At 70.0% G+C, this 25,161-nt stretch carries 29 protein-coding genes and 1 pseudogene; 18 read left to right on the top strand and 12 right to left on the bottom strand.

The window, feature by feature from the left end:
• The first annotated feature begins 197 nt into the window (after window positions 1–197).
• Window positions 198–1,025 (top strand): sulfurtransferase, encoded by an 828-nt coding sequence (locus tag OG729_RS09880; RefSeq protein ID WP_405805586.1) that lies wholly within the window; start codon window positions 198–200, stop codon window positions 1,023–1,025.
• Between the two features lie 230 nt (window positions 1,026–1,255).
• On the opposite strand, the gene sepH is transcribed toward OG729_RS09880, so the two are convergent.
• From sepH to OG729_RS09865, 3 genes are all read right to left on the bottom strand, one after another.
• On the bottom strand, window positions 1,256–2,305 hold the full coding sequence (gene sepH, locus OG729_RS09875) for a septation protein SepH (protein ID WP_405805585.1): 1,050 nt from the start codon (window positions 2,303–2,305) through the stop codon (window positions 1,256–1,258).
• Window positions 2,306–2,781: 476 nt separating this feature from the next.
• Window positions 2,782–4,101, bottom strand: a complete 1,320-nt coding sequence (locus OG729_RS09870) for a D-arabinono-1,4-lactone oxidase (protein WP_405805583.1) — start codon at window positions 4,099–4,101, stop codon at window positions 2,782–2,784.
• Entirely contained in the window at window positions 4,061–5,302 is a 1,242-nt protein-coding gene (locus tag OG729_RS09865; protein ID WP_405805582.1) for an MFS transporter, read from the bottom strand. Before OG729_RS09865 ends, OG729_RS09870 begins: the two co-directional genes overlap by 41 nt.
• A 108-nt stretch (window positions 5,303–5,410) precedes the next feature.
• Here OG729_RS09865 and OG729_RS09860 point away from each other — a divergent pair, with 108 nt between their 5' ends.
• Both OG729_RS09860 and OG729_RS09855 read left to right on the top strand, forming a co-directional pair.
• On the top strand, window positions 5,411–6,538 hold the full coding sequence (locus OG729_RS09860; protein WP_405805581.1) for a ferrochelatase: 1,128 nt from the start codon (window positions 5,411–5,413) through the stop codon (window positions 6,536–6,538).
• A gap of 19 nt (window positions 6,539–6,557) precedes the next feature.
• Window positions 6,558–7,358 (top strand): inositol monophosphatase family protein, encoded by an 801-nt coding sequence (locus tag OG729_RS09855; protein WP_360870191.1) that lies wholly within the window; start codon window positions 6,558–6,560, stop codon window positions 7,356–7,358.
• A gap of 111 nt (window positions 7,359–7,469) precedes the next feature.
• Here the strand turns inward: OG729_RS09855 and OG729_RS09850 are convergent, their stop codons facing one another.
• Window positions 7,470–7,637, bottom strand: a complete 168-nt coding sequence (locus tag OG729_RS09850; RefSeq protein WP_360870193.1) for a hypothetical protein — start codon at window positions 7,635–7,637, stop codon at window positions 7,470–7,472.
• 310 nt (window positions 7,638–7,947) lie between these two features.
• Between OG729_RS09850 and OG729_RS09845 the strand changes: the two genes are divergently transcribed.
• The 4 genes from OG729_RS09845 (at window position 7,948) to OG729_RS09830 (ending at window position 11,461) form a co-directional block, all read left to right on the top strand.
• Window positions 7,948–8,601 (top strand): response regulator transcription factor, encoded by a 654-nt coding sequence (locus OG729_RS09845; RefSeq protein ID WP_142213241.1) that lies wholly within the window; start codon window positions 7,948–7,950, stop codon window positions 8,599–8,601.
• Between the two features lie 5 nt (window positions 8,602–8,606).
• Window positions 8,607–9,839, top strand: a complete 1,233-nt coding sequence (locus tag OG729_RS09840) for a HAMP domain-containing sensor histidine kinase (protein ID WP_360870197.1) — start codon at window positions 8,607–8,609, stop codon at window positions 9,837–9,839.
• Between the two features lie 394 nt (window positions 9,840–10,233).
• Window positions 10,234–10,530: a DUF4193 domain-containing protein gene (locus OG729_RS09835; RefSeq protein ID WP_005310959.1), complete on the top strand. Its 297-nt coding sequence runs from the start codon at window positions 10,234–10,236 to the stop codon at window positions 10,528–10,530.
• A 13-nt stretch (window positions 10,531–10,543) separates the two neighbouring features.
• A complete protein-coding gene (locus tag OG729_RS09830; RefSeq protein WP_405805579.1) occupies window positions 10,544–11,461 on the top strand; it encodes a hypothetical protein in 918 nt (305 codons plus the stop codon).
• 96 nt (window positions 11,462–11,557) lie between these two features.
• On the opposite strand, the gene OG729_RS09825 is transcribed toward OG729_RS09830, so the two are convergent.
• Window positions 11,558–12,016 carry a DUF3093 domain-containing protein gene (locus OG729_RS09825; protein WP_405805577.1) on the bottom strand — a complete coding sequence of 153 codons (459 nt, stop codon included), beginning with the start codon at window positions 12,014–12,016 and terminating at the stop codon, window positions 11,558–11,560.
• A 115-nt stretch (window positions 12,017–12,131) separates the two neighbouring features.
• On the opposite strand from OG729_RS09825, the gene OG729_RS09820 reads away from it, so the two are divergent.
• From OG729_RS09820 to OG729_RS09795, 6 genes and pseudogenes are all read left to right on the top strand, one after another.
• Window positions 12,132–12,695 (top strand): PaaI family thioesterase, encoded by a 564-nt coding sequence (locus OG729_RS09820; RefSeq protein ID WP_360870206.1) that lies wholly within the window; start codon window positions 12,132–12,134, stop codon window positions 12,693–12,695.
• A complete protein-coding gene (gene dut, locus OG729_RS09815; protein WP_360870209.1) occupies window positions 12,695–13,207 on the top strand; it encodes a dUTP diphosphatase in 513 nt (170 codons plus the stop codon). Before OG729_RS09820 ends, dut begins: the two co-directional genes overlap by 1 nt.
• 1 nt (window position 13,208) lies before the next feature.
• Window positions 13,209–13,982 carry a DUF3710 domain-containing protein gene (locus OG729_RS09810; protein WP_360870212.1) on the top strand — a complete coding sequence of 258 codons (774 nt, stop codon included), beginning with the start codon at window positions 13,209–13,211 and terminating at the stop codon, window positions 13,980–13,982.
• 126 nt (window positions 13,983–14,108) lie between these two features.
• Window positions 14,109–14,213 (top strand): annotated as a pseudogene (locus tag OG729_RS09805) (winged helix-turn-helix domain-containing protein); the annotation flags it as partial.
• A gap of 75 nt (window positions 14,214–14,288) precedes the next feature.
• Window positions 14,289–14,696, top strand: coding sequence for an OB-fold nucleic acid binding domain-containing protein (locus tag OG729_RS09800; protein ID WP_360870215.1), 408 nt, complete (start codon window positions 14,289–14,291; stop codon window positions 14,694–14,696).
• A 3-nt stretch (window positions 14,697–14,699) separates the two neighbouring features.
• Window positions 14,700–15,506, top strand: coding sequence for a DUF3159 domain-containing protein (locus OG729_RS09795; RefSeq protein ID WP_360870218.1), 807 nt, complete (start codon window positions 14,700–14,702; stop codon window positions 15,504–15,506).
• 145 nt (window positions 15,507–15,651) lie between these two features.
• On the opposite strand, the gene OG729_RS09790 is transcribed toward OG729_RS09795, so the two are convergent.
• On the bottom strand, window positions 15,652–16,329 hold the full coding sequence (locus OG729_RS09790; protein ID WP_360870221.1) for a TrkA family potassium uptake protein: 678 nt from the start codon (window positions 16,327–16,329) through the stop codon (window positions 15,652–15,654).
• Window positions 16,329–16,997: a potassium channel family protein gene (locus OG729_RS09785; protein ID WP_405805574.1), complete on the bottom strand. Its 669-nt coding sequence runs from the start codon at window positions 16,995–16,997 to the stop codon at window positions 16,329–16,331. The genes OG729_RS09790 and OG729_RS09785 overlap by 1 nt, the downstream gene beginning before the upstream one ends.
• 242 nt (window positions 16,998–17,239) lie before the next feature.
• Between OG729_RS09785 and OG729_RS09780 the strand changes: the two genes are divergently transcribed.
• Complete coding sequence (locus OG729_RS09780; protein ID WP_360870226.1) at window positions 17,240–19,288, top strand: APC family permease; 2,049 nt, start codon at window positions 17,240–17,242, stop codon at window positions 19,286–19,288.
• Between the two features lie 85 nt (window positions 19,289–19,373).
• Window positions 19,374–20,702, top strand: a complete 1,329-nt coding sequence (locus OG729_RS09775; protein WP_405805573.1) for a class I SAM-dependent RNA methyltransferase — start codon at window positions 19,374–19,376, stop codon at window positions 20,700–20,702.
• Between the two features lie 419 nt (window positions 20,703–21,121).
• Here OG729_RS09775 and rpsR read toward each other — a convergent pair whose 3' ends face one another.
• Genes rpsR through rpmG form a run of 4 tightly spaced genes read right to left on the bottom strand, consistent with a single transcriptional unit; the run spans window position 21,122 to window position 23,023 of the window.
• Window positions 21,122–21,370 (bottom strand): 30S ribosomal protein S18, encoded by a 249-nt coding sequence (gene rpsR, locus OG729_RS09770; protein ID WP_405805572.1) that lies wholly within the window; start codon window positions 21,368–21,370, stop codon window positions 21,122–21,124.
• A gap of 48 nt (window positions 21,371–21,418) precedes the next feature.
• A complete protein-coding gene (locus OG729_RS09765) occupies window positions 21,419–22,573 on the bottom strand; it encodes a CobW family GTP-binding protein (RefSeq protein ID WP_405805571.1) in 1,155 nt (384 codons plus the stop codon).
• Complete coding sequence (locus OG729_RS09760) at window positions 22,573–22,827, bottom strand: type B 50S ribosomal protein L31 (RefSeq protein WP_360870238.1); 255 nt, start codon at window positions 22,825–22,827, stop codon at window positions 22,573–22,575. The genes OG729_RS09765 and OG729_RS09760 overlap by 1 nt, the downstream gene beginning before the upstream one ends.
• A gap of 31 nt (window positions 22,828–22,858) precedes the next feature.
• Window positions 22,859–23,023 carry a 50S ribosomal protein L33 gene (rpmG, locus tag OG729_RS09755; protein ID WP_405805569.1) on the bottom strand — a complete coding sequence of 55 codons (165 nt, stop codon included), beginning with the start codon at window positions 23,021–23,023 and terminating at the stop codon, window positions 22,859–22,861.
• Window positions 23,024–23,091: 68 nt separating this feature from the next.
• Between rpmG and rpmB the strand changes: the two genes are divergently transcribed.
• Together rpmB and rpsN are read left to right on the top strand one after the other, a co-directional pair.
• Window positions 23,092–23,328 (top strand): 50S ribosomal protein L28, encoded by a 237-nt coding sequence (gene rpmB / locus OG729_RS09750; protein ID WP_345511970.1) that lies wholly within the window; start codon window positions 23,092–23,094, stop codon window positions 23,326–23,328.
• Window positions 23,328–23,633: a 30S ribosomal protein S14 gene (gene rpsN, locus OG729_RS09745; RefSeq protein WP_405805567.1), complete on the top strand. Its 306-nt coding sequence runs from the start codon at window positions 23,328–23,330 to the stop codon at window positions 23,631–23,633. Before rpmB ends, rpsN begins: the two co-directional genes overlap by 1 nt.
• 640 nt (window positions 23,634–24,273) lie before the next feature.
• On the opposite strand, the gene OG729_RS09740 is transcribed toward rpsN, so the two are convergent.
• Window positions 24,274–24,777, bottom strand: coding sequence for a hypothetical protein (locus OG729_RS09740; RefSeq protein ID WP_405805565.1), 504 nt, complete (start codon window positions 24,775–24,777; stop codon window positions 24,274–24,276).
• A gap of 101 nt (window positions 24,778–24,878) precedes the next feature.
• Here OG729_RS09740 and OG729_RS09735 point away from each other — a divergent pair, with 101 nt between their 5' ends.
• Complete coding sequence (locus tag OG729_RS09735; protein WP_405805564.1) at window positions 24,879–25,160, top strand: hypothetical protein; 282 nt, start codon at window positions 24,879–24,881, stop codon at window positions 25,158–25,160.
• Window position 25,161: the final 1 nt, after the last annotated feature.

The raw sequence follows: 25,161 nt of genomic DNA, 5'->3' as shown, positions 1-25,161 counted from the left end.
GGCCGTACGGGGACCTGATGCGCGCCGTCGTGCGGAACGGCTGCGCGCCCCGTGCAGATGCTTGCACCACCCGGCGCCCGACGCGCCCCGGCCGCGCCGCTTTTGGCGGGTTCCCGCTGGAGGATGCCCTTTTTGGCATTACTCATCCGCCTTGGCGGCGTTACGCCGCGGCCGGGTGCTGCGCAAGGATGGCCCTTATGAAACCCATCATCTCCGCGACCGAACTCGCGAGCGAGCTGGCCGGAACCCGTCCTCCGGTCCTGCTGGACATCCGCTATCAGCTGGGCGGACCGCACGGGCGGGCGGACTACGAGGCCGGTCACATTCCCGGCGCGGTCTTTGTCGACCTGGACGCGGAACTGGCCGCTCAGCCGGGGGCCGGCGGCCGCCATCCACTGCCGGACGTGGCCGCTTTCGGCGAGGTGATGCGCCGGGCCGGGGTCTCGGCGGACTCCCCGGTGGTCGTCTACGACGCCGACAAGGGGTGGGCGGCGGCGCGGGCGTGGTGGTTGCTGCGGTGGACGGGCCACGCGGATGTACGGGTGCTGGACGGCGGTCTCGCGACGTGGACGGGCGAGCTGTCGAAGGAGAGCCCCAGCCCCGCCCCCGGTGACTTCGCCCCCGTGCCGGGAGCGCTCCCGCTGCTGGACGCGGACGGGGCGGCCGACCAGGCCCGCAAGGGCCTCCTCCTCGACGCACGCGCGGCGGAACGCTACCGGGGCGAGGTCGAGCCGATCGACCCGGTGGCCGGCCACATCCCGGGCGCGATCTCGGCCCCGACCACGGAAAACGTGTCCGAGGACGGCCGCTTCCTGGCCCCCGAGGCGCTGGCCTCCCGCTTCCTCGCCCTGGGGGCCACGGACACCGCGCCGGTCGGCGTCTACTGCGGCTCGGGAGTCTCGGCGGCCCAGGAGGCGGTGGCCCTGGAACTCGCGGGCTTCACCCCTGCGTTGTACGCGGGCTCATGGTCGGAATGGTCCGCCGACCCGACCCACCCGATCGCCACGGGCCCCGAACCGGGCTGAGCGCAGGCCGCGCCAGCCGGCCCCGCCGGGGCGTGGGGCCCGCCGTGTCGACCGCCTTCCCGGGGGCGTGCGTGCGCATACCCCTTTGCGGCGCGAAGCTGCCGCTTCCCCGCCGGGGGCGTTGGGGGTACCCCGTACCCCCAACTCTCAGGGCGGGCGGGTGGCGAGAGACCGACCGGGCGCACCAAAAGGCCCGGCGCTGTCAATCGCGCCGGGCCCCTTGCGTACCGCTAGTCCTGCTTCTTGCGGCGCGTGCCGAAGACGATCTCGTCCCAGCTCGGGACCGCCGCCCGGCGGCCCGGGCGAACCCCGTCCGCCTCCGCCTGGCGGTCCGTCGTGCCCGTCAGGCGGTCGCGGTGGCCCGCCACCGAACGGGGCATCAGGACGTCCGCGTACGCGGAGCCCGCGCCCGCCGAGGCCGCCGGAGCAACCGGTTCCTCCTCCGGCGCCGCGGCCGGTTCGGTCGTCGCAGGCTCCGGAGGCGCGGGCCGCTCGGGCACGACCATGTCGCCCCGGAAGCTCGGCACCGCCTCCAGCAGGCTGGTCAGCGAGTCCCGCTCCCCACCGCTCTCCTCCGGATCGGTCGACTGCGCCGGTACGGTCGGACGCTCCAACTGGCGGTCGAGCGACCGGTCCAGCGGCCGGTCCCGCGGCAGCCGTGCGATGCGCGGCACGAACGGAAAGCTCGGCTCCTGCGCCGTGATCGTGTCGTCGGTCTCCCCGATCAGCGCACGTGCCTCGTCGTCAACTGCCTGCACCAGCCGCCGCGGTGGGTCGTACGTCCAGCTCGCCGAGTGCGGCTCGCCCGCCACCCGGTAGACCAGCAGCACCTCCCAGGTGCCGTCGTCCCGGCGCCAGGAGTCCCACTGCACCGTGTCCTTCTCGGCGCCGCGCAGCGTCAACCGTTCCTGCACCGCCTCGCCGAGCTGCGGCCCGGTGTTCTCACCGGGACGGCGAACGGGAGTCTTGCGCGCCCGCTCCGCCATGAACGCGCGCTCCGCGAGCACCGGGCCCTCGAAGCGCCGCACCCGGTCGACCGGGATTCCGGCGAGCTGCGCGACCTCCTCCGCGGAGGCTCCGGCGCGTATACGTGCCTGGATGTCTCGAGGACGGAGATGGCTCTCGACCTCGATCTCGATCTGGCCGAGGCGGGCGCGGTCATTGCGCACGGCAGCGCGCAGCCGCTCATCAATCGGAAGCGTGTATTCCGTGCTGTCCGCAGCCTTGAGCACCAGTCGTGTGCCGTCGTTGGAGACGGCCACGACACGCAGTTCGGGCATGGGGACCTCCCGGGTGGTGCCTGCCGACGTCACGTGCGTCGCTGCTTCCGCTAGTCGAGTGTGGCCTGCCCGGGTGCAGCCTGCCACAACCTTGCCGAGTTGCCCGGCGTGTCGGGCACAGGCCCTGGATCGCCGTTATGGCACGGTTACCTGTTTGCGACTCTGAGTGACTGGCCTGTCACTCTCCGCATCGGGTACCCGTGCGGTGCCGCGGCGCCGCCGGATCGAGCGCCGCTTTCGGCCCCCTACCTGGGGTCCGGACGCCCAAGAGGGAGGCCGGGCCCAGGGCTCGCCACAGTACTCCATTCGGGCCACCTGGGTGGACCGCCGCGCCGTCGAACTTCTCTCCGGGGGCGGGAGTTGGGCGTCAGGGACATGGGTGACCAGGTGTCCTGATTCACAGAATCTTCCCAAAAGGAACTATTCACTTCGCTCGCCTGTCCTCAGAAGGAACGGCGGCTCGATCTGATTCGCCCTCAGTCGCCCAGCACCCGCCGCAGATAGTCGTTGCCGAACAGCCGTTCCGGATCCAACCGGTCACGCAGCGCCGTGAATTCGCCGAACCGCGGATATACCTCGGCGAAGTACGCCGCGTCCCGCGTGTGCACCTTGCCCCAGTGCGGCCGCCCACCGTGCGCGGTCATGATCCGCTCCACCGCGGTGAAGTACGACTGGTACGGCGTGCCCCGGTACAGATGCACCGCGATGTACGCACTTTCCCGGCCCGATGCCGTGGAGAGCGCGATGTCGTCGGCCGGGGCCGTCCGCACCTCCACCGGGAAGCTGACCCGCAGCGGTGAGCGCTCGATCATCGCCTTCACCTCGCGCAGCGCCCCCACCGCCGCCTCCCGCGGCAGCGCGTATTCCATCTCGACGAACCGCACCCGCCGCGGAGATGTGAAGACTTTGTAGGGAATGTCCGTGTAACTGCGGGCGGAGAGCGCGCGACTGGAGATCTTGGCGATTGTCGGGACGGCCGCGGGGACGGCCCGGCCGAGCGAACAGGCCAGTTGGAAAACGCCGTTGGACAGCAGCTCGTCCTCGATCCAGCCGCCGATCCGTCCGGGCGGTGCGGCGGGGCCGGCGCTGCGGTTGTTGCGCTTGGTGTTGCAGTTGCCGGTGTGCGGGAACCAGTAGAACTCGAAGTGCTCGTTCTCCGCGAAGAGCGCGTCGAATTCGGCCGTCACCTTGTCGAAGGCCATCGGCTCCTCGCGGGCCGAGAGCAGGAAGACCGGCTCCACGGCGAGGGTGATCGCGGTGACGACACCCAGCGCGCCGAGCCCGATCCGGGCCGCCGCGAAGACGTCCGGATTCTCCTTCTCGGAGCAGGTCAACACTGAACCGTCCGCCGTGACCAGCTCAAGTGCCCTGATCTGCGCGGCGATCGAAGCCGAGTCGCGGCCCGTGCCGTGCGTGCCGGTGGAGGTCGCGCCCGCGACCGTCTGCTCCATGATGTCGCCCATGTTCGTGAGCGAGAGACCCTCACGGGCCAGGGCCGCGTTCAGCCGCTTGAGCGGGGTGCCCGCCTCGACGGTCACGGTCATCGCCGTACGGTCGATCTCCCGGATTCCGGTCAGCAGATCGGGCCGTATCAGCACACCGTCGGTGGCCGCGCTGGCGGTGAAGGAGTGGCCGGTGCCGACGGCCTTCACCTTCAGGCCGTCCTCGGCCGCCTTCCGTACCGCGTCGGCGAGTTCTTCGGTGGAGGCGGGCGAGACCTCCCGTGCCGGACGGGCGGTGACATTCCCCGCCCAGTTACGCCACGTGCTGCGCCCCGTCGTCGTAGTCCCGCTCACGCTGCCCCTCCCGCGTCGGCACCGGCCTGCGCAGCCGGCGGTACCCCAGGACCGCCACCGCGGCCGCGACCGCCCCCGCCGCCGCGGGCACCACGTACCCCGCGTCCGCTCCGGCCGCGTCGACCACCCAGCCCGCGGCCGAGGAGCCGAGCGCCACTCCGACCGCGAGCCCGGTACTGGTCCAGGTCATGCCCTCGGTCAGATTGGAGCGCGGTACGTGCGCTTCGATCAGGGCCATGGTGGTCACCATCGTTGGAGCGATGGACAGGCCCGCGACGAAGAGCGCCACGGCCAGGAAGGGGAGGTTCCCGGCCAGTTGGAGGGGGATCATACTCACGGCCATCGCACACACTCCCACCAGCCACCTGCGGGAGGCCGAGCCCTTGAGGTGGAGCAGTCCGAAGACCGCCCCGGCGAGGCAGGAGCCCAGCGCGTACACGGCGAGGACCAGGCTCGCGGCGGCCTTGTGCCCCTGCTCGTCGGCGAAGGCCACCGTGACAACGTCGACCGCACCGAAGATCGCGCCCGTCGCCACAAAGGTGACCACCAGGACCTGCAGCCCGGGGGAGCGCAGCGCGGAGCCGCCGCCGTGGTGCTCGCGCGGATGCGGCACGGGCTCGGTGGCCCGCTGCGAGGTCAGCCAGAAGACGCCGATCACCAGGAACGCGGCGGCGAGCAGCGGACCCGCCTCGGGGAACCAGGCGGTGGAGAGTCCGATGGAGACGATCGGGCCGACGATGAAGCACACCTCGTCGGCGATCGACTCCCATGAGTACGCGGTGTGCAACTCGCGCGGCGAGCCCCGGTAGATCTCGGCCCAGCGGGCCCGGGTCATCGAACCCACGCTCGGCACACAGCCCGCGGCCGCGCAGAACACGAACAGCGTCCAGTCCGGGGCCTTCTGCATGGCACAGAGCAGCAGACCCATGACCGCGGCGAGAGCGGCGAGGGTGGCCGGGCGCAGCACCCGGGCCTGCCCGTGCCGGTCGACCAGCCGGGATATCTGCGGACCGAGCACGGCGGCCGACATCGCAAGGGTCGCGGAGAGCGCGCCTGCGAGTCCGTAGCGCCCCGTGAGCTGGGAAATCATGGTCACGATGCCGATGCCCATCATGGACAGCGGCAGTCGGCCGACGAAGCCTGCGGCGGAGAACGACCTGCTGCCGGGGGCGGCGAAGATGGCGCGGTACGGACTCGGCAAGGGGTGCTCTCCGGTAAGGCGTGTCAAAGGCTTTGACAGATTACGCCCGTAACGCGCCGCGTGCACCGCGGTTTTTCCGCTGTCAGAGGCTGGTGGCAGGATCGGACCATGCCCGATCAGCGCGACCCAGCCCCTTACGACGCCCTGCTGCTGCTGTCCTTCGGCGGCCCCGAGGGCCCGGACGACGTCGTCCCGTTCCTGGAGAACGTGACGCGCGGCCGCGGCATCCCCAAGGAACGGCTCAAGGAGGTGGGTCAGCACTACTTCCTGTTCGGCGGGGTCAGCCCGATCAACGACCAGAACCGCGCCCTGCTGGACGTCCTGCGCAAGGACTTCGCCGAGCACGGTCTGGACCTGCCGGTCCACTGGGGCAACCGGAACTGGGCACCGTATCTGACCGACACCCTGCGTGAGATGGTCGCCGCCGGTCACCGGCGCATCGCCGTCCTCGCCACCAGCGCGTACGCCTCCTACTCGGGCTGCCGCCAGTACCGCGAGAACCTCGCGGACGCGCTGGCCACGCTGGAGGCGGAGGGGCTCGAACTGCCGCGCGTGGACAAGCTGCGGCACTACTTCAACCACCCCGGTTTCGTACGCCCCATGATCGACGGCGTACTGAAGTCCCTGGCGGATCTCCCCCAAGAGGTGCGTGCGGGGGCCCATCTCGCCTTCACCACGCACTCCATCCCCACCTCCGCGGCGGACGCGTCGGGACCGGCCTCAGAGCACGGTGAGGGCGGCGCGTATGTGCGCCAGCACCTGGACGTGGCCCGGTTGATCGCCGACGCCGTGCGCGAGGACACGGGCGTCGAGCACCCCTGGCAACTCGTCTACCAGTCCCGCAGCGGCGCGCCGCACATCCCCTGGCTGGAGCCGGACATCTGCGACCACCTGGAGGACCTGCACGCCTCCGGCGCTCCCGCGGTGGTGATGGTCCCCATCGGCTTCGTCTCGGACCACATGGAGGTGTTGTACGACCTCGACACCGAGGCCACCGCGAAGGCCGCCGAGCTGGGGCTGCCCGTGCGGCGTTCGGCGACGGTGGGCGCCGATGCGCGGTTCGCCGCGGCGGTGCGCGACCTCGTCCTGGAGCGCGCCGCGGCCGAGCGGGCACTGCCAGCCGAGCGCTGCGCGCTGGGGGCGCTCGGCCCCTCCCACGACCTCTGCCCGGTCGGCTGCTGTCCGGCCCGGGCGCCCAGGCCCGCAGCGGCCGGTGCCGACAGCCCCTACGCCTGAGGAAGCCCGAGGAAGCCCTGTGACCGACCCTCTCGTCTCCGAACTGCTCGACCTCGCGCTGGAGGCCGCCCGCCGGGCGGGAGAGCTGCTGCGCGACGGCCGCCCCGCCGATCTCGGCGTCGCGGCCACCAAGTCCAGCCCCATCGACGTCGTCACGGAGATGGACATCGCCGCCGAGAAGCTGATCACCGGCTTTCTGTCCGAGCGCCGCCCCGAGGACGGCTTCCTCGGCGAGGAGGGCGCGTCCACGTCCGGCACCAGCGGCGTGCGCTGGGTCATCGACCCGCTCGACGGCACCGTGAACTACCTCTACGGTCTGCCGACCTGGGCGGTCTCCATCGCCGCCGAGCGGGACGGCGAGGCGGTCGTCGGTGTCGTCGGGGCCCCGATGCGCGGCGAGACGTACCGGGCGGTGCTGGGAGGGGGCGCGTTTGCGAACGACAAGCCCGTCCGCTGCCGTCCGGCGGCCCCGCTGGACCAGTCCCTGGTCTCCACCGGCTTCAACTATGTGGCGACCGTACGCAGCCATCAGGCGGACGTCGCCCAGCGGCTGATCCCCCGGCTGAGAGACATCCGGCGCAGCGGCTCGGCGGCCGTGGATCTCTGCGACGTCGCCGCGGGCCGCCTCGACGGCTACTACGAGCGCGGCCTCCACCCCTGGGACCTGGCGGCCGGCGATCTGATCGCCCGGGAGGCGGGCGCGCTCACCGGCGGCCGCCCCGGGCAGCGCCCTTCGTACGATCTGACGGTGGCGGCGAGCCCGGGCGTCTTCGAGCCGCTGCAGAGCCTCCTGGACGAGTTCGGCGCCTGGCACGACTAGAAGCGGGCTGCACGACTGGAAGCCGCAGGCACGACCGGATCAGCCCGGCTCCGCACAGCGAAGGGCCCCGGCACCGTACCGCGGTGCCGGGGCCCTCCTTGCAGCTCGGCGCTATGCCGCGCTGACCTCCACGCCGTGCTCGGCGGCCAGGCGGTGCAGATCATCCAGCTCTGCCTGCTCGACATCCGCAAGGAAGTCGTCGCCCGTCTCGCGAGCCAAGGTGAGGTCCGTCTCCGCGGCCTTTATGCGCTGCATCAGTCCTGCGGTGAATGCGTCCATGGTGCGCCCCCTCGTCGTGGGTCGGTGGCACGGGGGTGTGCCGACGGTGGGTGATCAACCCTGGAACAGGTAGTGGTGTGCCACATACAGGGCGTGATCGCGGGTGTTTAGTCGTCCTCCCCCGGGCTCACCTCAGAGAAACCTCAACTGAGAGGAGAATCCGGTGAATTCCTTCCGGCGCAGGTCGGCCGCCCGGCGGTCGCTCCGCCTTACAGCCGGTTTACGCGCGTAACGGGCAGGATGGATGCGCACAGCCAGTGCACACGCCTGCCCTGATCATGGGTGACGGGCCCGGAGAGAGGATCACGACGTGCGCGTACTCGTCGTCGAGGACGAGCAACTGCTCGCCGATGCGGTGGCCACCGGACTGCGCCGGGAGGCCATGGCCGTCGACGTCGTGTACGACGGGGCGGCCGCCCTCGAGCGCATCGGGGTCAATGACTACGACGTGGTCGTGCTGGACCGGGACCTCCCGCTCGTCCACGGCGACGACGTGTGCCGCAAGATCGTCGAGCTCGGCATGCCGACCCGGGTGTTGATGCTGACCGCGTCCGGCGACGTCAGTGACCGCGTGGAGGGCCTTGAGCTCGGCGCGGACGACTACCTCCCCAAGCCCTTCGCGTTCAGCGAGCTCACCGCCCGCGTACGGGCACTGGGCCGCCGTACGACGGTGCCGCTCCCGCCCGTCCTGGAGCGCGCCGGCATCAAACTCGACCCGAACCGCCGCGAGGTCTTCCGCGACGGCAAGGAGATCCAGCTCGCGCCCAAGGAGTTCGCGGTCCTGGAGGTACTGATGCGCAGCGAGGGCGCGGTCGTCTCGGCCGAGCAGCTGCTGGAGAAGGCCTGGGACGAGAACACCGACCCGTTCACCAATGTCGTGCGTGTGACCGTGATGACCCTGCGCCGCAAGCTCGGTGAGCCGCCGGTGATCGTCACCGTGCCCGGCTCCGGCTACCGGATCTGAGTCGGGTGGCCGCCACCCCGGCGCCGCCCGAGGCGCCTCCGAAACCGACCTGGGACCCGCGCGACCCGGTGCGCCCACTGCTGCGTCCGACGATCCGGATACGGCTCACGCTGCTGTACGGCGGGATGTTCCTGATCGCGGGCATCCTGCTGCTGTCGATCATCTATCTGCTCACAGCGCAGGCACTCGGCGCGAACGGCAAGCTGCCCTTCGAGATCGTCACCGCCAGTGTGAAGCGGACCACCGACTGGTGCCAGCTGCCCAACCAGTCGACCGGACCGGAGTTCAACCAGGCCGTGAGCGACTGCCTGCAGCACCAGCGCCAGATGGCTCTGGACGACCTGCTGCGCCGCTCGCTCTTCGCCCTGCTCGGCCTGAGCATCATCGCCTTCGCCTTCGGCTACGCGATGGCGGGACGGGTCCTCTCGCCGCTGGGCAAGATCACCCGCACCGCCCGCCAGGTGGCCGGCTCGGACCTGTCCCGGCGCATCAAGCTCGACGGACCGGACGACGAGCTCAAGGAGCTCTCCGACACCTTCGACGAGATGCTGGACCGCCTGGAGCGCGCCTTCACGGCCCAGCAGCGGTTCGTCGCGAACGCCTCGCACGAGCTGCGTACGCCGCTCGCGATCAACCGCACGCTGCTGGAGGTCCACCTCTCCGACCCCGGCGTGCCCCCGGAGCTCCACCAGCTCGGCAAGACCCTGCTGGCCACCAACGAGCGCAGCGAGCAGCTGGTCGAGGGTCTGCTGCTGCTTGCCCGCAGCAGCAACGAAATCGTCGAGCGCAAGCCGGTGGACCTGGCCGAGGTCGCCACGCGCGCGGTCGACCAGGCCCGCACCGAGGCCGAGGCGAAGGGTGTGGAGTTCCGCGGCCGGCGGGCGCCCGCGGTCGTCCAGGGCAATGGCGTCCTGCTGGAGCGGATCGCCCTCAACCTGGTGCAGAATGCGGTGCGCTACAACATTCCGGAGGGCGGCTGGGTGCATGTCACCACCGAGACCGAGCACGGCCAGGCGGTCCTCGTGGTCTCGAACACGGGGCCAGTGGTTCCCGCGTACGAGATCGACAACATCTTCGAGCCGTTCCGGCGGCTGCGTCAGGAGCGCACGGGCAGCGACAAGGGCGTCGGCCTGGGACTTTCGATCGCCCGCTCGGTTGCGCGCGCCCACGGAGGCCGTATCATCGCGGAGCCTCGTGAGGGCGGGGGCCTCGTGATGCGTGTCACCCTGCCGGTCTGAGATGCTGAACGACGCCACACGCTTTGTTCGCTTTGCGCGGAATTTTCGGGACTCGTACCCGAAAGAACCGTGTGGGATCGATCACATAGGCGAATTTCAGGCCATCTACTCTCTGTGATCAAGACTCTTGCCGGAAAGCCGGGAAAAGTCCGGGTTTCCGGGGGTCGAGATCACGGGAAGTACACGGGGTGGCGCCCGTGAAGTGCGACATTCGGACCGTGTACGGTCCCGATCGCCATCCAACACGATCACTCTCGGGGGATCCGGTTGGGTGTCGATCGAGTAACAGACCTTGATGTGAGGCAAAATCTCCGCCTCGGGTCGGGCACAAGTCCGGCCTCTCACGCGTTACGTGCGCTGGAGACACCGCAACCACCCAGAGGGGGAGAGCGACATGGCAACGGACTACGACACCCCACGCAAGACCGATGACGACGTCGATTCGGACAGCCTTGAAGAGCTGAAGGCCCGCCGGAACGACAAGTCGACCTCGACCGTCGACGTCGACGAGTTCGAGGCCGCAGAGGGCATGGAACTGCCCGGCGCCGACCTGTCCAACGAGGAGCTGGCCGTTCGGGTCCTGCCCAAGCAGGCCGACGAGTTCACCTGCATGAGCTGCTTCCTCGTACACCACCGCAGCCAGCTGGCGCGCGAGAAGAACGGTCAGCCGATCTGCCGCGACTGCGACTGAGGTCCGGTCGGCCGTGGCAGGCGAGACACCGCCCAGGAAGAGGCGTTTCCGGCGTCACAAGCCGCCGGAGGCGCACCGGGGCGGTACGGGACCGGCAGAAGGCGACACTGCGTCTGCCGGGCACTCGGCCGCCCACCTGCCCCACGGCGCAGGAGGCGACGCCGAGCGAGGCCTGCCGGCCTCGCTCGAAGCGGCAGACCGGACGGGGCCCCCGACCAGGGCCCCACACCTGGCATCGGTGCGCCAGGGCGTCCGCAGGGGCGGTGAGAGCGCCAAGGCCGGCCTGGCGTACATCGCCGACCGGCTCATCGAGAACGCACCGCGCGTGCCGGTGCGCGATCTCGCGACGCTGCGCAGGCAGTTCCCAGGCCTCGCTCCCGAGCAGCTTGCCGACAAGCTGGTCGCGGGCGCGGCGAACGGCACCTCCACGGTCGGCGCCGGCATCGGCGCGGCAGCGATGCTTCCCGTGCCGCCCGCGATGCCGGCCGAGCTGGCCGCGGAAATCGTCGGCGTCGCCGCGATCGAGCTGAAGCTCATCGCCGAGCTCCACGAGGTCTACGGCCTGCGGCCGCCGGGCGGCCTCACGGAGCGCAGCATCGCGTATCTGGCCTCCTGGTCGCAGGAGCGCGGGATCGACGTGACCAAGCCGTCGACTGTCAACGCCGCACTGGGCGGCCAGTTCAAGCGCCAGCTGCGGCAGCAGATCATGAAGCGCACGGTCCGCAATCTGCCGACCCTGATCCCGTTCATGGTCGGCGCGACCGTCGGCGCCGCAATGAACCGCTGGGACACCAAGAAGCTCGCGAAACGTATCCGCAGAGACCTGCGCGCCAAGCAGATCCCGTGGGACGCGCTGGCCGGGCTTCCGCCGCTGGAGCAGCCCAAGGACCCTCTGGAGACGATCCGGGCCCCGCGCGAGCTGGGGCGCTGAGGACGCCCGGATCCGTCAGCCCGATCCGGTCAGCCCGATCCGATCACCCCGATCCGGTCGGTGCCGGGCCGGACATTCCCCTGAGAACCGGTCCCGTCAGCCCGCGCGCACCGCACCCAGCGCGGCAGCCAGCGCCTTCGGATTCCGCGTCGACAGATACACGTACGGAGTCGGGTCGGCCGGGTCGGTGACCTCGATCCGCAGCGCCGTCGGCACGTAGCTGCGCAGCAGCATGAAGGCCCGGGTGTCCGCCTTGTACGAGCGCCAGGCGCGCGCCTCCTCCGCGTCCAGCACCTCGGCCTCGCCGAGTGCCGTCAGCGGGATCCTGGCGTCGCCCGCGACCAGCGAGCCGGCCACGACGCGAATGCGGACCGAGCCGTACGAACTCACCACGACCGCAGCCACCGCGGCCGCGCCGATCAGGCCGCCGATCATCGGCATGGGACCGAGCGGCAGCAGCATCAGACCGCCTGCGACGCCGACCAGAGCGGCGATGAACCACCACGAAGCAGGCGCGGTCAGACGTTCTTCATAGTGCGGGGCGGAAGGCTGCATGAGGCCAAGCTTGGCACGGTGCGACCAGTGGGTAGCCGCGCGGGTAAGGTCTGAGCCTGTGAGTAATGCGAAATCCCGGGGGGCGGCCTCCGGATCCTCGGCCCGGGCGGCGGCTATGACCCCTCCGGCCGACGCCATACCGCCGGTACGGCATCCCGATGCCCCGGCCCCCGGTGAGCTCCTCGGCGCGCACTACGAGCACTGTTTCGGCTGCGGCGGGGGACAGCCCCACGGGCTGCACCTCCAGGCCCGGGCGGGCGAGGGCGTGAGCCTGACCGCCGAGTTCACCGTCAAGCCGGCCCACCAGGGCGCGCCGGGCCTCGCGCACGGCGGCGTGCTCGCCACGGCGCTGGACGAGACGCTTGGCTCGCTGAACTGGCTGTTGCGGACCATCGCGGTCACCGGCCGGCTCGAGACCGACTTCGTACGCCCCGTGCCCGTCGACACAGTGCTCCATCTGCAGGCCGAGGTCACCGCGGTCGCCGGGCGCAAGATCTACTCGGCCGCCGTGGGCCGGATCGGCGGCCCCGAAGGACCCGTCGCCGTCCGCGCCAACGCTCTCTTCATCGAGGTCAAGGTCGACCACTTCATCGACAACGGCCGCCCCGAGGAGATCCAGGCAGCCATGGCCGACCCCGACCAGATCAGGCGCGCCCGCGCCTTCGAGGTGAACCCCTGATGCGTAACCCTGTCGATGTGCTGATCCGCCGCGTGGACCCCGAGGTGCCGCTCCCGGCGTACGCACACCCCGGCGACGCCGGGGCCGATCTCGTGACCACCGAGGCGGCCGAACTTGCCCCCGGCGAGCGGGCCGTTCTGCCCACCGGGGTGTCCATCGCCCTGCCCGACGGGTACGCGGCCTTCGTGCACCCGCGCTCCGGTCTGGCCGCCCGCTGCGGCGTAGCCCTGGTGAATGCCCCGGGGACGGTGGATGCCGGGTACCGTGGGGAGATCAAGGTGATCGTGGTCAATCTCGACCCGCGCGAGAGTGTGCGGTTCGATCGTTTCGACCGGATTGCCCAACTGGTCGTCCAGCAGGTCGAGAAGGTGCGCTTCCACGAGGTGGCGGAGCTTCCCGGCTCGGCGCGGGCCGAGGGGGGCTTCGGGTCCACCGGCGGTCATGCCGTCGTGGGCGGCTCAACGGGTGGGAATCGATACGCTTCGGTCGTATCCGACCGGGAAGGACAGTGACGTGTTCGGACGTCGCAAGAAGAGTGGTTCCGCCGAGGACGCGGCGGACGCAGCGGGCGAGGCCGAGCAGGTCGTCGACGAGCGTGACACGGAGTACGCCGACGAGGAGGCGCCCCGCCGGGTGAACCTTCCGCCGGCGCCCCGGCCCGACGGCCCCTGGGACGTCTCCGAGGTATCCAAGCCCGGCGAGGGCCGGGTCGATCTGGGCGGTCTTTTTGTGCCCGGAGTCGAGGGAATGGAGCTGCGCGTCGAGGTCGCGGGCGACGCGATCGTCGCCGCCACCGTCGTACTGGGCGACAGCGCCGTGCAGCTGCAGGCCTTCGCGGCACCCAAGAAGGAAGGCATCTGGGGCGAGGTCCGCGAGGAGATCGCCTCCGGTATCACGCAGCAGGGCGGCATCATCGACGAGGTCGAGGGCCCGCTCGGCTGGGAGCTGCGGGCCCAGGTGCCCGTACAGCTGCCGGACGGGACCGGCGGTGTGCAGCTGGTGCGCTTCGTGGGCGTGGACGGGCCGCGCTGGTTCCTGCGCGGAGTGATCTCCGGGCAGGGCGCGGTGCAGCCGCAGGCCGCCGGTCTGCTCGAGCAGATCTTCCGGGACACCGTCGTCGTACGCGGCGAAGGACCGATGGCGCCGCGCGACCCCATCGTCCTCAAGCTGCCGGACGACGCGCAGATGGTTCCCGAGGGTGTCCAGCAGGAGGAGCAGGAGGGCTCGCGCTTCTCCGGCGGTATGGGGCAGCTGCAGCGCGGTCCCGAGATCACAGAAGTGCGCTGACACGGCGTCAACCTGCTTGCGGCCCGCTGCGGTTCCGGCTCTCCGGACCGCCGCGGGCCGATTCCGTACGCCCTCCCGTCGTTCGGCCCGAACCGGAGGCCGCCGGGCGCGTCGGGGTGCCGGTCTCTAGGGGTCTACATGGCCCAGCTGCGGCGCAAACTGGAGGCCGACCTCTCGCACCCGAAGCACTTTGTGACCGAGCCGGGCACGGGATACCGCTTCGAACACTGATGCCACGGTGCTGGAGCTCGGGAGCAGGTACCCGGGCGTTGAAGGGGTGCCGACGGTGGCCGGTAGGCTTTCTGTATGAGTGCTGTACCCCGTTCGGAGAATGCGGCAAAGCCGGCCGGCCGCTTCCGCCGTATGCTCGACCGGCTGTCCACCTCCCAGCAGGAGCTCGAGTCCGAGGAGCTGCAGGAGGACACTGAGGCCTCGGGGTGTACCCGCATCGCCGAGTGCGGTGACCGCCAGATAGTCAGGGTGGCTGGTACGTTGCGCACGGTCACCCTGCGTCCTCGGGCCGGGGTGCCCGCGCTGGAGGCGGAGCTCTTCGACGGTACGGCCCCACTGGACGTCGTCTGGCTGGGCCGCCGCTCCATCGCGGGCATCGAACCGGGCCGCAGGCTCATCGCCTCGGGCAGGATCTCGATGAGCCACGGCCGCCGGGTGCTGTTCAACCCCAAATACGAACTCCGACCGCTCGGACAGGAGTAGCCGGTGACGTCTCTCGACAAGCCGACCACCACGACGAACGACCAGCAGCAGGACAGCGACGCCAAAGCAGTGACGGAGGCGGCGCTCTTCGAGGCCTTCGGCGGCGTGCGCGGCATGGTGGAGACGGTCCTGCCCGGACTGCTGTTCGTCACGATCTTCACGGTCAACAAGAACCTGCACATCTCGGCGATCGCGGCCCTGGCGGTCTCGCTGCTGCTCGTCGCCGTCCGGCTGATCCGCAGGGACACCGTCAAGCACGCGTTCAGTGGTGTCTTCGGGGTGGCCTTCGGTGTCGTCTTCGCGATGATGACCGGCAATGCGAAGGACTTCTATCTGCCGGGCATGCTCTACACGCTCGGCCTGGCGCTGGCGTACATCGTGACGGCGATCGCGGGCGTACCGTTGATCGGCCTGATCCTCGGCCCGGTCTTCAAGGAGAACCTCTCCTGGCGGAAGCGGAACCCGGGCCGCAAGAAGGCATACACGAAGGCGAGCTGGGCGTGGGGCCTGATTCTGCTCGCCAAGTGCGCGATCCTCTTCCCGCTCTACTGGTGGGCGGACACCGAGCAGCTGGGCTGGGTCCTGGTGGCCCTGAAGATTCCGCCGTTCCTGCTCGCGGTGTACCTGACCTGGGTCTTTCTCGCCAAGGCGCCGCCGCCGATCGACGTCTTCGCGGAGATGGAGGCGGAGGAAGCCGCCGAGAAGGAGCGCAAGCGCACCGCTGAGCGGTTCGGCGAAGCGATGGAGCCACTCGTCGACGAGGCGGTTCAGCGTCTCGCGGACGGCCCGGCGAAGCACCGCAAGCCGTAGCGCATCGCCGCCCGTCGACGGGGCCCGGGACCGGAGCCGGTCCCGGGCCCCGCGCGCGTTGCACCGGCCAGGTGTCCCTGACGGCAAAGTGGCCCGGGGAACCATCTGGTTCCCCGGGCCACCGCGGTCGTACTCGCCCCTGGCGTCAGCTCGGCGCGTCCTCGCGGCGCACCGAGAGCAGGTCCTCCAGCTGCTCCTCGCGCGCCTGCGCCGCCACGAACAGCAGCTCGTCGCCCGCCTCCAGCGTCTCCTCCGCGCCCGGCGTCAGCACCCGTGAGCCGCGGATGATCGTGACCAGTGAGGTGTCCTCCGGCCACTCCACATCGCTGACCTGCGTGCCCGCCAGAGCCGACTCGGGCGGCAGCGTCAGTTCGACCAGGTTCGCGTCGCCATGGCTGAAGCGCAGCAGCCGTACGAGATCGCCGACGCTCACCGCCTCCTCCACGAGCGCCGACATCAGACGCGGCGTGGAGACCGCGACATCGACGCCCCACGCCTCGTTGAAGAGCCACTCGTTCTTGGGGTTGTTGACGCGGGCGACCACCCGCGGCACCCCGTACTCGGTCTTCGCCAGCAGCGAGACGACCAGATTGACCTTGTCGTCACCGGTCGCCGCGATCACCACATTGCACCGCTGCAGCGCCGCCTCGTCCAGCGACGTGATCTCGCACGCGTCGGCCAGCAGCCACTCCGCCTGCGGCACCCGCTCCACCGAGATCGCCGTCGGCGCCTTGTCGATCAGGAGTACCTCGTGCCCGTTCTCCAGCAGCTCACCCGCGATGGAACGACCCACCGCGCCGGCGCCCGCAATAGCGACCCGCATCAGTGACCGCCCTCCTCAGGGCCCTCGGCGAAGGCCGCCTCGACCTTCTCGATCTCGTCCGTACGCATCATCACGTGGACCAGGTCGCCCTCCTGCAGCACCGTCTGCGACGACGGCAGAATCGCCTCACCCAGCCGGGTGATGAACGCGACGCGCACGCCGGTCTCGTCCTGCATCCTGCTCACCTTGTGCCCGATCCAGGCGTCGGAGGTGTGCACCTCGGCGAGCTGCACTCCGCCGCTCGGGTCGCGCCACAGTGGCTCCGCGCCGGACGGCAGCAGTCGCCGCATCATCTGGTCGGCCGTCCAGCGGACCGTGGCGACGGTCGGGATGCCGAGCCGCTGATACACCTCGGCGCGTCGAGGGTCGTAGATACGGGCCGCGACGTTCTCGATGCCGAACATCTCGCGGGCCACCCGCGCGGCAATGATGTTGGAGTTGTCGCCGCTGCTGACCGCGGCGAAGGCGCCGGCTTCCTCGATCCCCGCCTCGCGCAGGGTGTCCTGGTCGAAACCGACCCCGGTGACGCGGCGGCCGCCGAACCCGGAACCGAGACGGCGGAAAGCCGTCGGGTCCTGGTCCACGACGGCGACAGTGTGCCCCTGCTGCTCCAGGGTCTGCGCGAGAGCGGCTCCCACTCGCCCGCACCCCATGATGACGACGTGCATCGCCCCGTTACCCCGCACTCCTGGTCATCCCGCTGACCTGCAGAAACACTGAGCTCACATCTTCCTTCTCGGCTCGCCGGGCAACTACGGGGCAACGGCAAGCGGCGTTGCCCGGTGATGAGCTTATGCCGCGACCGCGCCATTGCGTTCATCAGAGGGAGGACTGGCCTCTCGGCCTGTCCCCGAGTTGCAGGGGGTGGCGGGTGGGCGAGGCATTGGCCGAAGCCTTACGCTTACGTGTTGTGTCCAAACTGACCGACGTGCCCAAACGGATTCTCATCGGGCGCGCCCTGCGCAGCGACAAGCTGGGAGAAACGCTCCTCCCCAAGCGCATCGCACTCCCCGTCTTCGCTTCCGACCCGCTGTCCTCCGTGGCGTACGCACCGGGCGAAGTCCTCCTGGTGCTCTCCATCGCGGGTGTGTCGGCCTATCACTACAGCCCGTGGATCGCGGTCGCCGTCGTGGTGCTGATGTTCACGGTGGTGGCCTCCTACCGGCAGAACGTCCACGCCTACCCGAGCGGCGGCGGTGACTACGAGGTCGCCACCACCAACCTCGGCCCCAAGGCCGGTCTGACCGTCGCCAGCGCCCTGCTCGTCGACTACGTGCTCACGGTGGCCGTGTCGATCGCCTCCGGAGTCGAGAACCTCGGCTCCGCGATCCCCTTCGTCGTGGAGCACAAGGTCTTCTGCGCCGTCGCGATCATCATCCTGCTGACGCTGATGAACCTGCGCGGCGTGAAGGAGTCGGGCAAGCTCTTCGCCATCCCGACCTATGTCTTCGTCGCGGGCGTCTTCATCATGATTGCCTGGGGCGCGTTCAGGGGGTTCGTCCTCGACGAGACCATGAAGGCCCCGACCGCCGACTTCGAGATCAAGGCCGAGCACCAGGGGCTGGCCGGCTTCGCCCTGGTATTCCTGCTGCTGCGGGCCTTCTCCTCCGGTTGTGCCGCGCTCACCGGCGTCGAGGCGATCAGCAACGGCGTCCCCGCCTTCCGCAAGCCGAAGAGCAAGAACGCGGCCTCCACACTGGCCCTCATGGGCGGTCTGGCCGTCACCATGTTCTGCGGCATCATCGGCCTGGCCATGGCCACCGATGTGAAGATGGCCGAGCAGCCCGCGCAAGACCTGCTCCAGAACGGCACCCCGGTTGGCAGCGGCTACGTCCAGAATCCCGTGATCTCCCAGGTCGCGGCCGCCGTCTTCGGCAACGACACGTTCTTCTTCGTACTGCTCGCCGCGGCCACCGCGCTGGTCCTGTTCCTGGCCGCCAACACCGCGTACAACGGCTTCCCGTTGCTCGGCTCGATCCTTGCGCAGGACCGCTATCTGCCCCGCCAGCTGCACACCCGCGGCGACCGGCTCGCCTTCTCCAACGGCATCGTGCTGCTGGCCGGAGCGGCCATCCTGCTGGTCTGGCTCTACGGGGCCGACTCGACCAAGCTCATCCAGCTCTACATCGTCGGCGTGTTCGTCTCGTTCACCCTCAGCCAGACCGGCATGGTCCGGCACTGGAACCGTCATCTGAAGACGGAGAGGGACCCGGCCAAGCGCCGTCACATGATCCGCTCCCGGGCGATCAACACCTTCGGCGCCTTCTTCACCGGCCTGGTACTGGTCGTCGTGCTCGCCACCAAGTTCATGCACGGTGCCTGGGTGGCGCTGCTCGGCATGGTGATCTTCTACGGGACGATGACCGCGATCCGCAGGCACTACGACCGGGTGTCTGACGAGATCGCCGCTGAGGAGGAGCGCCCCGACGACTATGTGCGCCCCTCGCGCGTGCACTCCATCGTTCTGGTCTCCAAGATTCACAAGCCGACGCTGCGCGCCCTCGCGTACGCCAAGCTGATGCGCTCCGACAAGCTCGAAGCCGTCAGCATCAGCGTCGACACGGCCGAGACGAAGGCGCTCAAGGAGGAGTGGGAGCGGCGCGGCATCAATGTGCCGCTGAAGATCCTCGACTCCCCGTACCGAGAGATCACGCGGCCGGTCATCGACTACGTCAAGGGGCTGCGGCGCGAGAGCCCGCGGGACGTGGTCAGCGTCATCATCCCCGAGTACGTGGTGGGGCACTGGTACGAGCATCTGCTGCACAACCAGAGCGCGCTGCGGCTCAAGGGGCGGCTGCTGTTCACACCCGGCGTGATGGTGACGTCGGTGCCGTACCAGCTGGTGTCCTCCGAGGCGGCGAAGAAGCGGGCGCGCAAGCGCCAGGAGTGGAACGCTCCGGGTTCGGTGCGCCGGGGGCCCGTGGACCAGCGCCCCAAGGAGCCCAGCGGCAAGAGCTGAGGGGTCCGCGCACCCACGTAGACTGGGGGGCTGTCGTCCGCAGACGGACGGCGGCCCCCTCTCTCATCCCTGGAGTCACCCCGTCATGCAGAACGCATCCGAGTCGTCGCTGGTCGGGGAGGAGTACGAGGTCGAGGTCGGCCCCGTCGCGCACGGCGGCCACTGCATCGCCCGCACCGAGGAGGGACGGGTGCTGTTCGTACGGCACACGCTGCCCGGCGAGAAGGTCGTCGCCCGCATCACCGAGGGCGAAGAGGACTCGCGCTTCCTGCGCGCCGACGCCGTACGGATCATCGAGGCGTCCAAGGACCGGGTCGAGGCTCCCTGCCCGTACTCCGGCCCGGGCAAGTGCGGCGGCTGCGACTGGCAGCACGCCAAGCCGGGCGCACAGCGCCGCTTCAAGGGCGAGGTGATCGCCGAACAACTGCAGCGGCTCGCGGGCCTCACGCCCGAAGAGGCCGGCTGGGACGGCACCGTGATGCCGGCGCCGGGGGACAAGCTGCCCGCGGGCGAGGTGCCCGCGTGGCGCACGCGTGTGCAGTACGCCGTGGACGCGGACGGCCGCGTGGGGCTGCGCAAGCACCGCTCGCACGACGTCCAGCCGATCGACCACTGCATGATCGCTGCCCCGGGGGTCACCGAACTCGGCATCGAGAAGCAGGACTGGCCGCAGATGGCCTCGGTCGAGGCGATCGCGGCGACCGGATCCAGCGACCGCCAGGTCATCCTCACCCCGCGCCCGGGCGGCCGACTGCCGCTGGTGGAACTGGACAAGCCGGTCTCGGTGCTGCGCGTGGAGGAGCGCGACGGCGGAGTGCACCGGGTGCACGGCCGCGCCTTCGTACGGGAGCGCGCCGACGACCGGACGTACCGCGTGGGCATGGGCGGCTTCTGGCAGGTCCACCCGCAGGCCGCCGACATCCTTGTGAAGGCGGTCATGCAGGGCCTGTTGCCGCGCAAGGGCGACATGGCGCTCGATCTGTACTGCGGCGTGGGCCTGTTCGCGGGCGCGATCGCCGACCGCGTGGGGGAGAAGGGCGCGGTGCTCGGCATCGAGTCGGGCAAGCGCGCCGTCGAGGACGCCCGCCACAACCTCCAGGACTTCGAGCGCGTACGCATCGAACAGGGCAAGGTCGACCAACTCCTGCCGCGCACCGGGATCACCGAGGTGGATCTGATCGTGCTCGACCCGCCGCGCGCGGGGGCGGGCAAGCAGACGGTGAAGCACCTGGCGGGCCTGGGCGCGCGGCGCATCGCGTACGTGGCGTGCGACCCGGCGGCGCTGGCGCGGGACTTGGCGTACTTCGCGGACGCGGGCTACAAGCCGAGGACGCTGCGGGCGTTCGACCTGTTTCCGATGACGCATCATGTGGAGTGCGTCGCGATCCTTGAGCCTGCTGCAAAGGGCTCCTGACCTGCCGTTTTAGGCGGTGTGCGTTATGTGCACTGTGGGCGTTACGGGCGATATCTTGACGCATATTCGACGCAAGTGATGCACATTTGACGCACGTTCTGAGGGGTCGTCACCACGCTGATCCTGTAGCTCACGCAGGATGGATGGCCCGACTCCCGAGGTCCGGCATTACGGAAACGTGACTGGTCGCTGCCATGGACGCCCATGCCCATGGCCCCTCCCGCCCCTTGCCGTTCTCCGCCCTGCCACCCTCCGGGCGGCGACGCAGCTCGTCTGCTGTCCGAGGGCATTCCGGCGGACGAGACGGCGAGCGTTCGACTGATCGGAAGCGACGGCGAGTTCAAGGATGACGCCGACGACCTCTAACAAGAGCTGCGTTCCGCTGTGGCAAGACCGCCCTGCCGTGCAGCATCGTCGGCTTACGGCGCGCCGACGCGGGCAGCGAACGGCAGAAGTGCCATCTCCCGGGCGTTCTTGATCGCTGCAGCTATCTGCCGCTGCTGCTGGGCGGTGACGCGAGTGACGCGCCGGCTGCGGATCTTCCCGCGGTCGGAGATGAACTTCCGCAGCAGGTCGGTGTCCTTGTAGTCGATGTACGTGATCCCGGCCGCGTCCAGGGGGTTGGGGCGGGATTTGAGCGGCTTGCGGGGGTCGTGGCGGCGGGGCATGAGTGTTCCTTCGTCGGTCTGATTTCGGATGGGTGTCTGATGCCGGGGTTACGGAACGGGGTCGAGGAGGGAGTCGAACGCGGGCGGCAGGTGCTTCCACGCCTCGGGACCGGCGGCGTACTCGTCGTCGGTGAGCAGGCAGGACTCGAGCAGCTGTGCCAGGCCGTCGCGGTCGAGGCCGGGGGAGGTGAAGACGAGGTGCTGGCAGCAGTCGCCGTGCTCGGGGTGCCAGTCCAGTGCGGCAGCGGCTCGGCGCATGGGAGGCACCATTTCCCAGGCGGCGTCCGGCAGGGAGGCCAGCCAGGGCCCGGCGTTCTCCACGCACAGTGCGCCGCCGGCGGCATCCCAGGCGAGCAGGGTGTCGGGGCGGTCGGCGAGCCAGAACCGGCCGCGGCTGCGGGCGGCGGCGCAGCAGAGGTCTTCCAGTGCCTGGTAGAGGCGTTCGGGGTGGAAGGGGCGGCGGCGGTGCCAGACGAGGGTGGCGACCCCGGCTTCGTCTGCCTCTTGGGGCAGCAGGGCGCAGGCCGGGTGCTGGGCGGCGGCCGCCGCTTCCACGTCGAAGCCGGCGAAGGCCAGTTGGGCGAGTTCGCCTGATCCGGCGGGCACCCGGCGTGCGGTCGGGTGGAGCTGGGCGAGGAGTGCGCGGTCCTCGTCGTCGGCTTCTTCGCTGTTGACGAGAGCGAGCACGGGTGCGTACTCCAGCTGCCGGGCCCAGGTGTCGCCGACCGTGCGCTGATCGGTGGCGGCAGCGGCGAGACCGACTTCGGCCAGGTCGTCGCCGTTGGCGAGGTAGGGCAGCACGAGCGCGGGGTCGACGGCGGTCATCACATTGGTGAGATCGAGGGCGTCTCCGCCGTGCGCGACCACGACCTCCGCCATCGCCTTGGGTTCGACGGAGTCCCACAGTTCGACGATCGCGAGCCGGGCCAGACCGCCGGCGGCCAAGCGCTCCAGCTCGGGGACCAGGTCTTCGCGCAGCGCGCAGCAGGCGCAGTCGTTGACGAGCGGGGCATCGCCGTAGGACAGCCGGCGCGAGGAATCGCGCACCAGGCGCCGCAGGGTGCCTTCGGCCGCTGAGGCCAGGTCATGGTGGAGGGCGACACTGCCGGGGACGGTTCGCAGGAGACGGTCCACCACCTCCTTGCGGGCGTCGGAGTGGAGCCCGACGACGATCACGACGGGCAGCCGGGGCTGGTTCTGCATCAGTTCGCCTCGCGCCGGCCGTAGCGGCGCTCGAATCGCTCGACGCGGCCGGCGGCGTCCAGGACGCGGGCGGTGCCTGTGTAGAAGGGGTGGCTCACGTTCGAGATCTCGACGTCGATGACGGGATAGGTGTTGCCGTCCTCCCACTCGATCGTCTTGTCGCTGGTGGCGGTCGAACGGGTGAGGAAGGCGGAGCCGGCGGCCTTGTCGCGGAAGACAACGGGGCCGTACGGAGGGTGGATTCCGGGCTTCATGGTGTGGTCCTTCAGGGCAGGGGTGATGGGGTCAGCGCTCTTCGCGGAAGTCGACGTGCCTGCGGGCGATCGGGTCGAACTTGCCCAGGACCATGCGGTCGGGATCGTTCCGCCGGTTCTTGCGGGTGACGTAGGTGTAGCCGGTCCCGGCGGTGGAGCGGAGCTTGATGATCGGGCGTACTTCGGTGCGAGCCATGGGCGCTAGTATATGACAATGGTTTCCATTTCCAAAAGGAAGCCGTCTGAAGAGAGGCAGGTAACACCTTGTCCGCCCACTGCCAACTGACCGGCGCCCAGCCGGGCTTCGGCAACAACATCTCCCACTCGCACCGGCGTACGTCCCGGCGCTTCGACCCCAACATCCAACGCAAGCGGTACTGGTTGCCGAGCGAGGGCAGGCATGTACGCCTGACGCTCAGCGCCAAGGCGATCAAGACGATCGACAGCATCGGTGTCGAGGCGGCCGTGGCCCGTATCCGCGCCCGCGGGGTGAAGGTCTGATGGCCAAGCAGAGCAAGATCGCGAAGAACGAGAAGCGCAAGGCAATCGTCGAGCGGTACGCCGTCCGTCGGGCCGAGTTGAAGGAGATCATCCGCCGCCCGGGCACCCCGGAGCCGGAGCGGGCTGCTGCTCTGGCGGAGCTTCGGCGCCAGCCGCGTGACGCCAGCGCGACCCGGGTTCGCAACCGGGACAGCGTGGACGGTCGGCCCCGGGGGCACCTGCGGCAGTTCGGGCTGTCCCGCGTCCGTATGCGCGAGCAGGCCCACGCCGGATTCCTCCCCGGAGTCACCAAGTCGTCCTGGTGATTGTCCCGCCCTGGCGGCGGATTGGCGGCTGCTGCTGGCCGTGACTCGGCGGAGTCACGGCCAGCAGCCCATCGGCTCGCACGTGGATTTGGGCGTGTCCGGCCACGGCTCAGATCTCGCGGAAGGTGGCCGCCGCAGGTCGCTTGCCCGTGTGTGGGCGGGCGTCAATGCACCCGCGGTCTTCCAGAGGAGTCGCCCTCGGCCCTTCGTCGGCCGCGCGTGGCAGATGCGGGGTGTCGTCGACCAGCTGGCCGAGTTGCAGACGACCGCGATGCTGCTGGTGTTGTGGAGCAGGGCAGCGAGGACGGGGTTCATGGATCCCCCGGCGCTGGCGAGCAGGCCGACGAGTCGTCCACCGCACGCAAGGCCGTCGCCTGGCGGTATCGAGCTTTCAGTCGACGGGTGGGGCCCTGTCAATGTACGGGACGGGCGGCTCAGGGATTCTCGGGATGGTTGCGACGTCGAGTGCCAGGGCTGCGGAGGCGGTGCCCAGAGCGCCGCGCGGGTGCCAGGTACCCGTAACTTTCACCCAGGTGTCGGCAGGTGGTGCCTTCATACCGTGCATCTTTCTAATGCGAGGCGCTTGCGTCACCAAGGCATCGGGATCTCGAAGTGCACCGTGCCGACACCGGGACCGTGCTCACCGGTCGTCCGGGCGTCGAAGACCTCCTTGGCCATGCTCCGCCAGAACGCTTCGGCGCCCTCCAGACCTGGGCTGTCGCAGTGCACAGCCCTCACCAGGACGGTCCCGTCGCAGCCGCTGGCTGAGCTGCCCCGCTTCCGCGACGGGTGTGACGGGGTCGTGTTCGGAGGCGATCAGCAGTACTGGGGGCACCTCGGGGCTGCCGAGCCGGGTGCTGTGGGCGGTCGCCAGCGCGTCACCGGCGCCGGCGCCACAGTCGTCCGCCATGCGCCTCAACGAGTCGAGGTACGCCTCTTCCGCAGTGTGGCCGGACGGTACGGGCTCGGGTCCCGGGCTGTCGAAGAGGCCGCCCATCGGCCCGCAGTCCAGGGGCGCGCTCTGTCCCGTGCCGCGCGGGTCGACGCCGATCACGTCGTGCGAGCGGCGCACGCGCTCAGGCGGCTTGGTCCGTTTGGTGACGGCGTAGGCCATTGCCAGCCCGCCGGGCCCGCCGGGGTTCACCAGCAGAATGCCGCGCCGTTCCTCGGGTGGTCCCGAAGCGCGTACGCGCGAGACGGCGACGCGGATGTGCTCGCCGTCCGGGTGTTCCCAGTCGGCCGCGGGTGCTGATCTGCGACGAGATCACCTCCGGCCTCGACACGGTCACCCGGCGCGGCCTCCTCGACACGCTCGCCGGGCTGCTGCGAGACCGACCCGAACTGGCCCTGGTCCTGATCACCCACGACCTCGACACCGCAGCGACTGCCGCCAGCATCGCCGTACTGGACGCCGGTGAGCTCATCGACCAGGGACCGGCACAGCAGGTGCTCACCGCGCCTCGGCACGGGTTCACCGCTTCACTCGTGGCATGCTCGGCCCGCCTGGCATGGGATATGCGTCCCTGAC

The organism is Streptomyces sp. NBC_00210 (genome assembly GCF_045160975.1).
In the GTDB taxonomy this organism is placed as follows: Bacteria; Actinomycetota; Actinomycetes; order Streptomycetales; family Streptomycetaceae; genus Streptomyces.
The sequence above is the reverse complement of the archived record's forward strand: the minus strand, read 5'-3'. Positions and strand labels throughout refer to the sequence as shown.

What these genes read in the sequence shown, in the direction of transcription:
- OG729_RS09800 (WP_360870215.1), top strand. Translation starts at nt 14,289, where the DNA reads ATGAGTGCTGTACCCCGTTCGGAGAATGCGGCAAAGCCGGCCGGCCGC.
- OG729_RS09835 (WP_005310959.1), top strand. Translation starts at nt 10,234, where the DNA reads ATGGCAACGGACTACGACACCCCACGCAAGACCGATGACGACGTCGAT.
- rpmG (WP_405805569.1), bottom strand. Translation starts at nt 23,023, where the DNA reads ATGGCTCGCACCGAAGTACGCCCGATCATCAAGCTCCGCTCCACCGCC.
- OG729_RS09880 (WP_405805586.1), top strand. Translation starts at nt 198, where the DNA reads ATGAAACCCATCATCTCCGCGACCGAACTCGCGAGCGAGCTGGCCGGA.
- OG729_RS09860 (WP_405805581.1), top strand. Translation starts at nt 5,411, where the DNA reads ATGCCCGATCAGCGCGACCCAGCCCCTTACGACGCCCTGCTGCTGCTG.
- OG729_RS09760 (WP_360870238.1), bottom strand. Translation starts at nt 22,827, where the DNA reads ATGAAGCCCGGAATCCACCCTCCGTACGGCCCCGTTGTCTTCCGCGAC.
- OG729_RS09765 (WP_405805571.1), bottom strand. Translation starts at nt 22,573, where the DNA reads ATGCAGAACCAGCCCCGGCTGCCCGTCGTGATCGTCGTCGGGCTCCAC.
- dut (WP_360870209.1), top strand. Translation starts at nt 12,695, where the DNA reads ATGCGTAACCCTGTCGATGTGCTGATCCGCCGCGTGGACCCCGAGGTG.
- rpsN (WP_405805567.1), top strand. Translation starts at nt 23,328, where the DNA reads ATGGCCAAGCAGAGCAAGATCGCGAAGAACGAGAAGCGCAAGGCAATC.
- rpsR (WP_405805572.1), bottom strand. Translation starts at nt 21,370, where the DNA reads ATGCCCCGCCGCCACGACCCCCGCAAGCCGCTCAAATCCCGCCCCAAC.
- OG729_RS09850 (WP_360870193.1), bottom strand. Translation starts at nt 7,637, where the DNA reads ATGGACGCATTCACCGCAGGACTGATGCAGCGCATAAAGGCCGCGGAG.
- OG729_RS09785 (WP_405805574.1), bottom strand. Translation starts at nt 16,997, where the DNA reads ATGCACGTCGTCATCATGGGGTGCGGGCGAGTGGGAGCCGCTCTCGCG.
- OG729_RS09775 (WP_405805573.1), top strand. Translation starts at nt 19,374, where the DNA reads ATGCAGAACGCATCCGAGTCGTCGCTGGTCGGGGAGGAGTACGAGGTC.
- OG729_RS09825 (WP_405805577.1), bottom strand. Translation starts at nt 12,016, where the DNA reads ATGCAGCCTTCCGCCCCGCACTATGAAGAACGTCTGACCGCGCCTGCT.
- OG729_RS09790 (WP_360870221.1), bottom strand. Translation starts at nt 16,329, where the DNA reads ATGCGGGTCGCTATTGCGGGCGCCGGCGCGGTGGGTCGTTCCATCGCG.
- sepH (WP_405805585.1), bottom strand. Translation starts at nt 2,305, where the DNA reads ATGCCCGAACTGCGTGTCGTGGCCGTCTCCAACGACGGCACACGACTG.
- OG729_RS09820 (WP_360870206.1), top strand. Translation starts at nt 12,132, where the DNA reads ATGACCCCTCCGGCCGACGCCATACCGCCGGTACGGCATCCCGATGCC.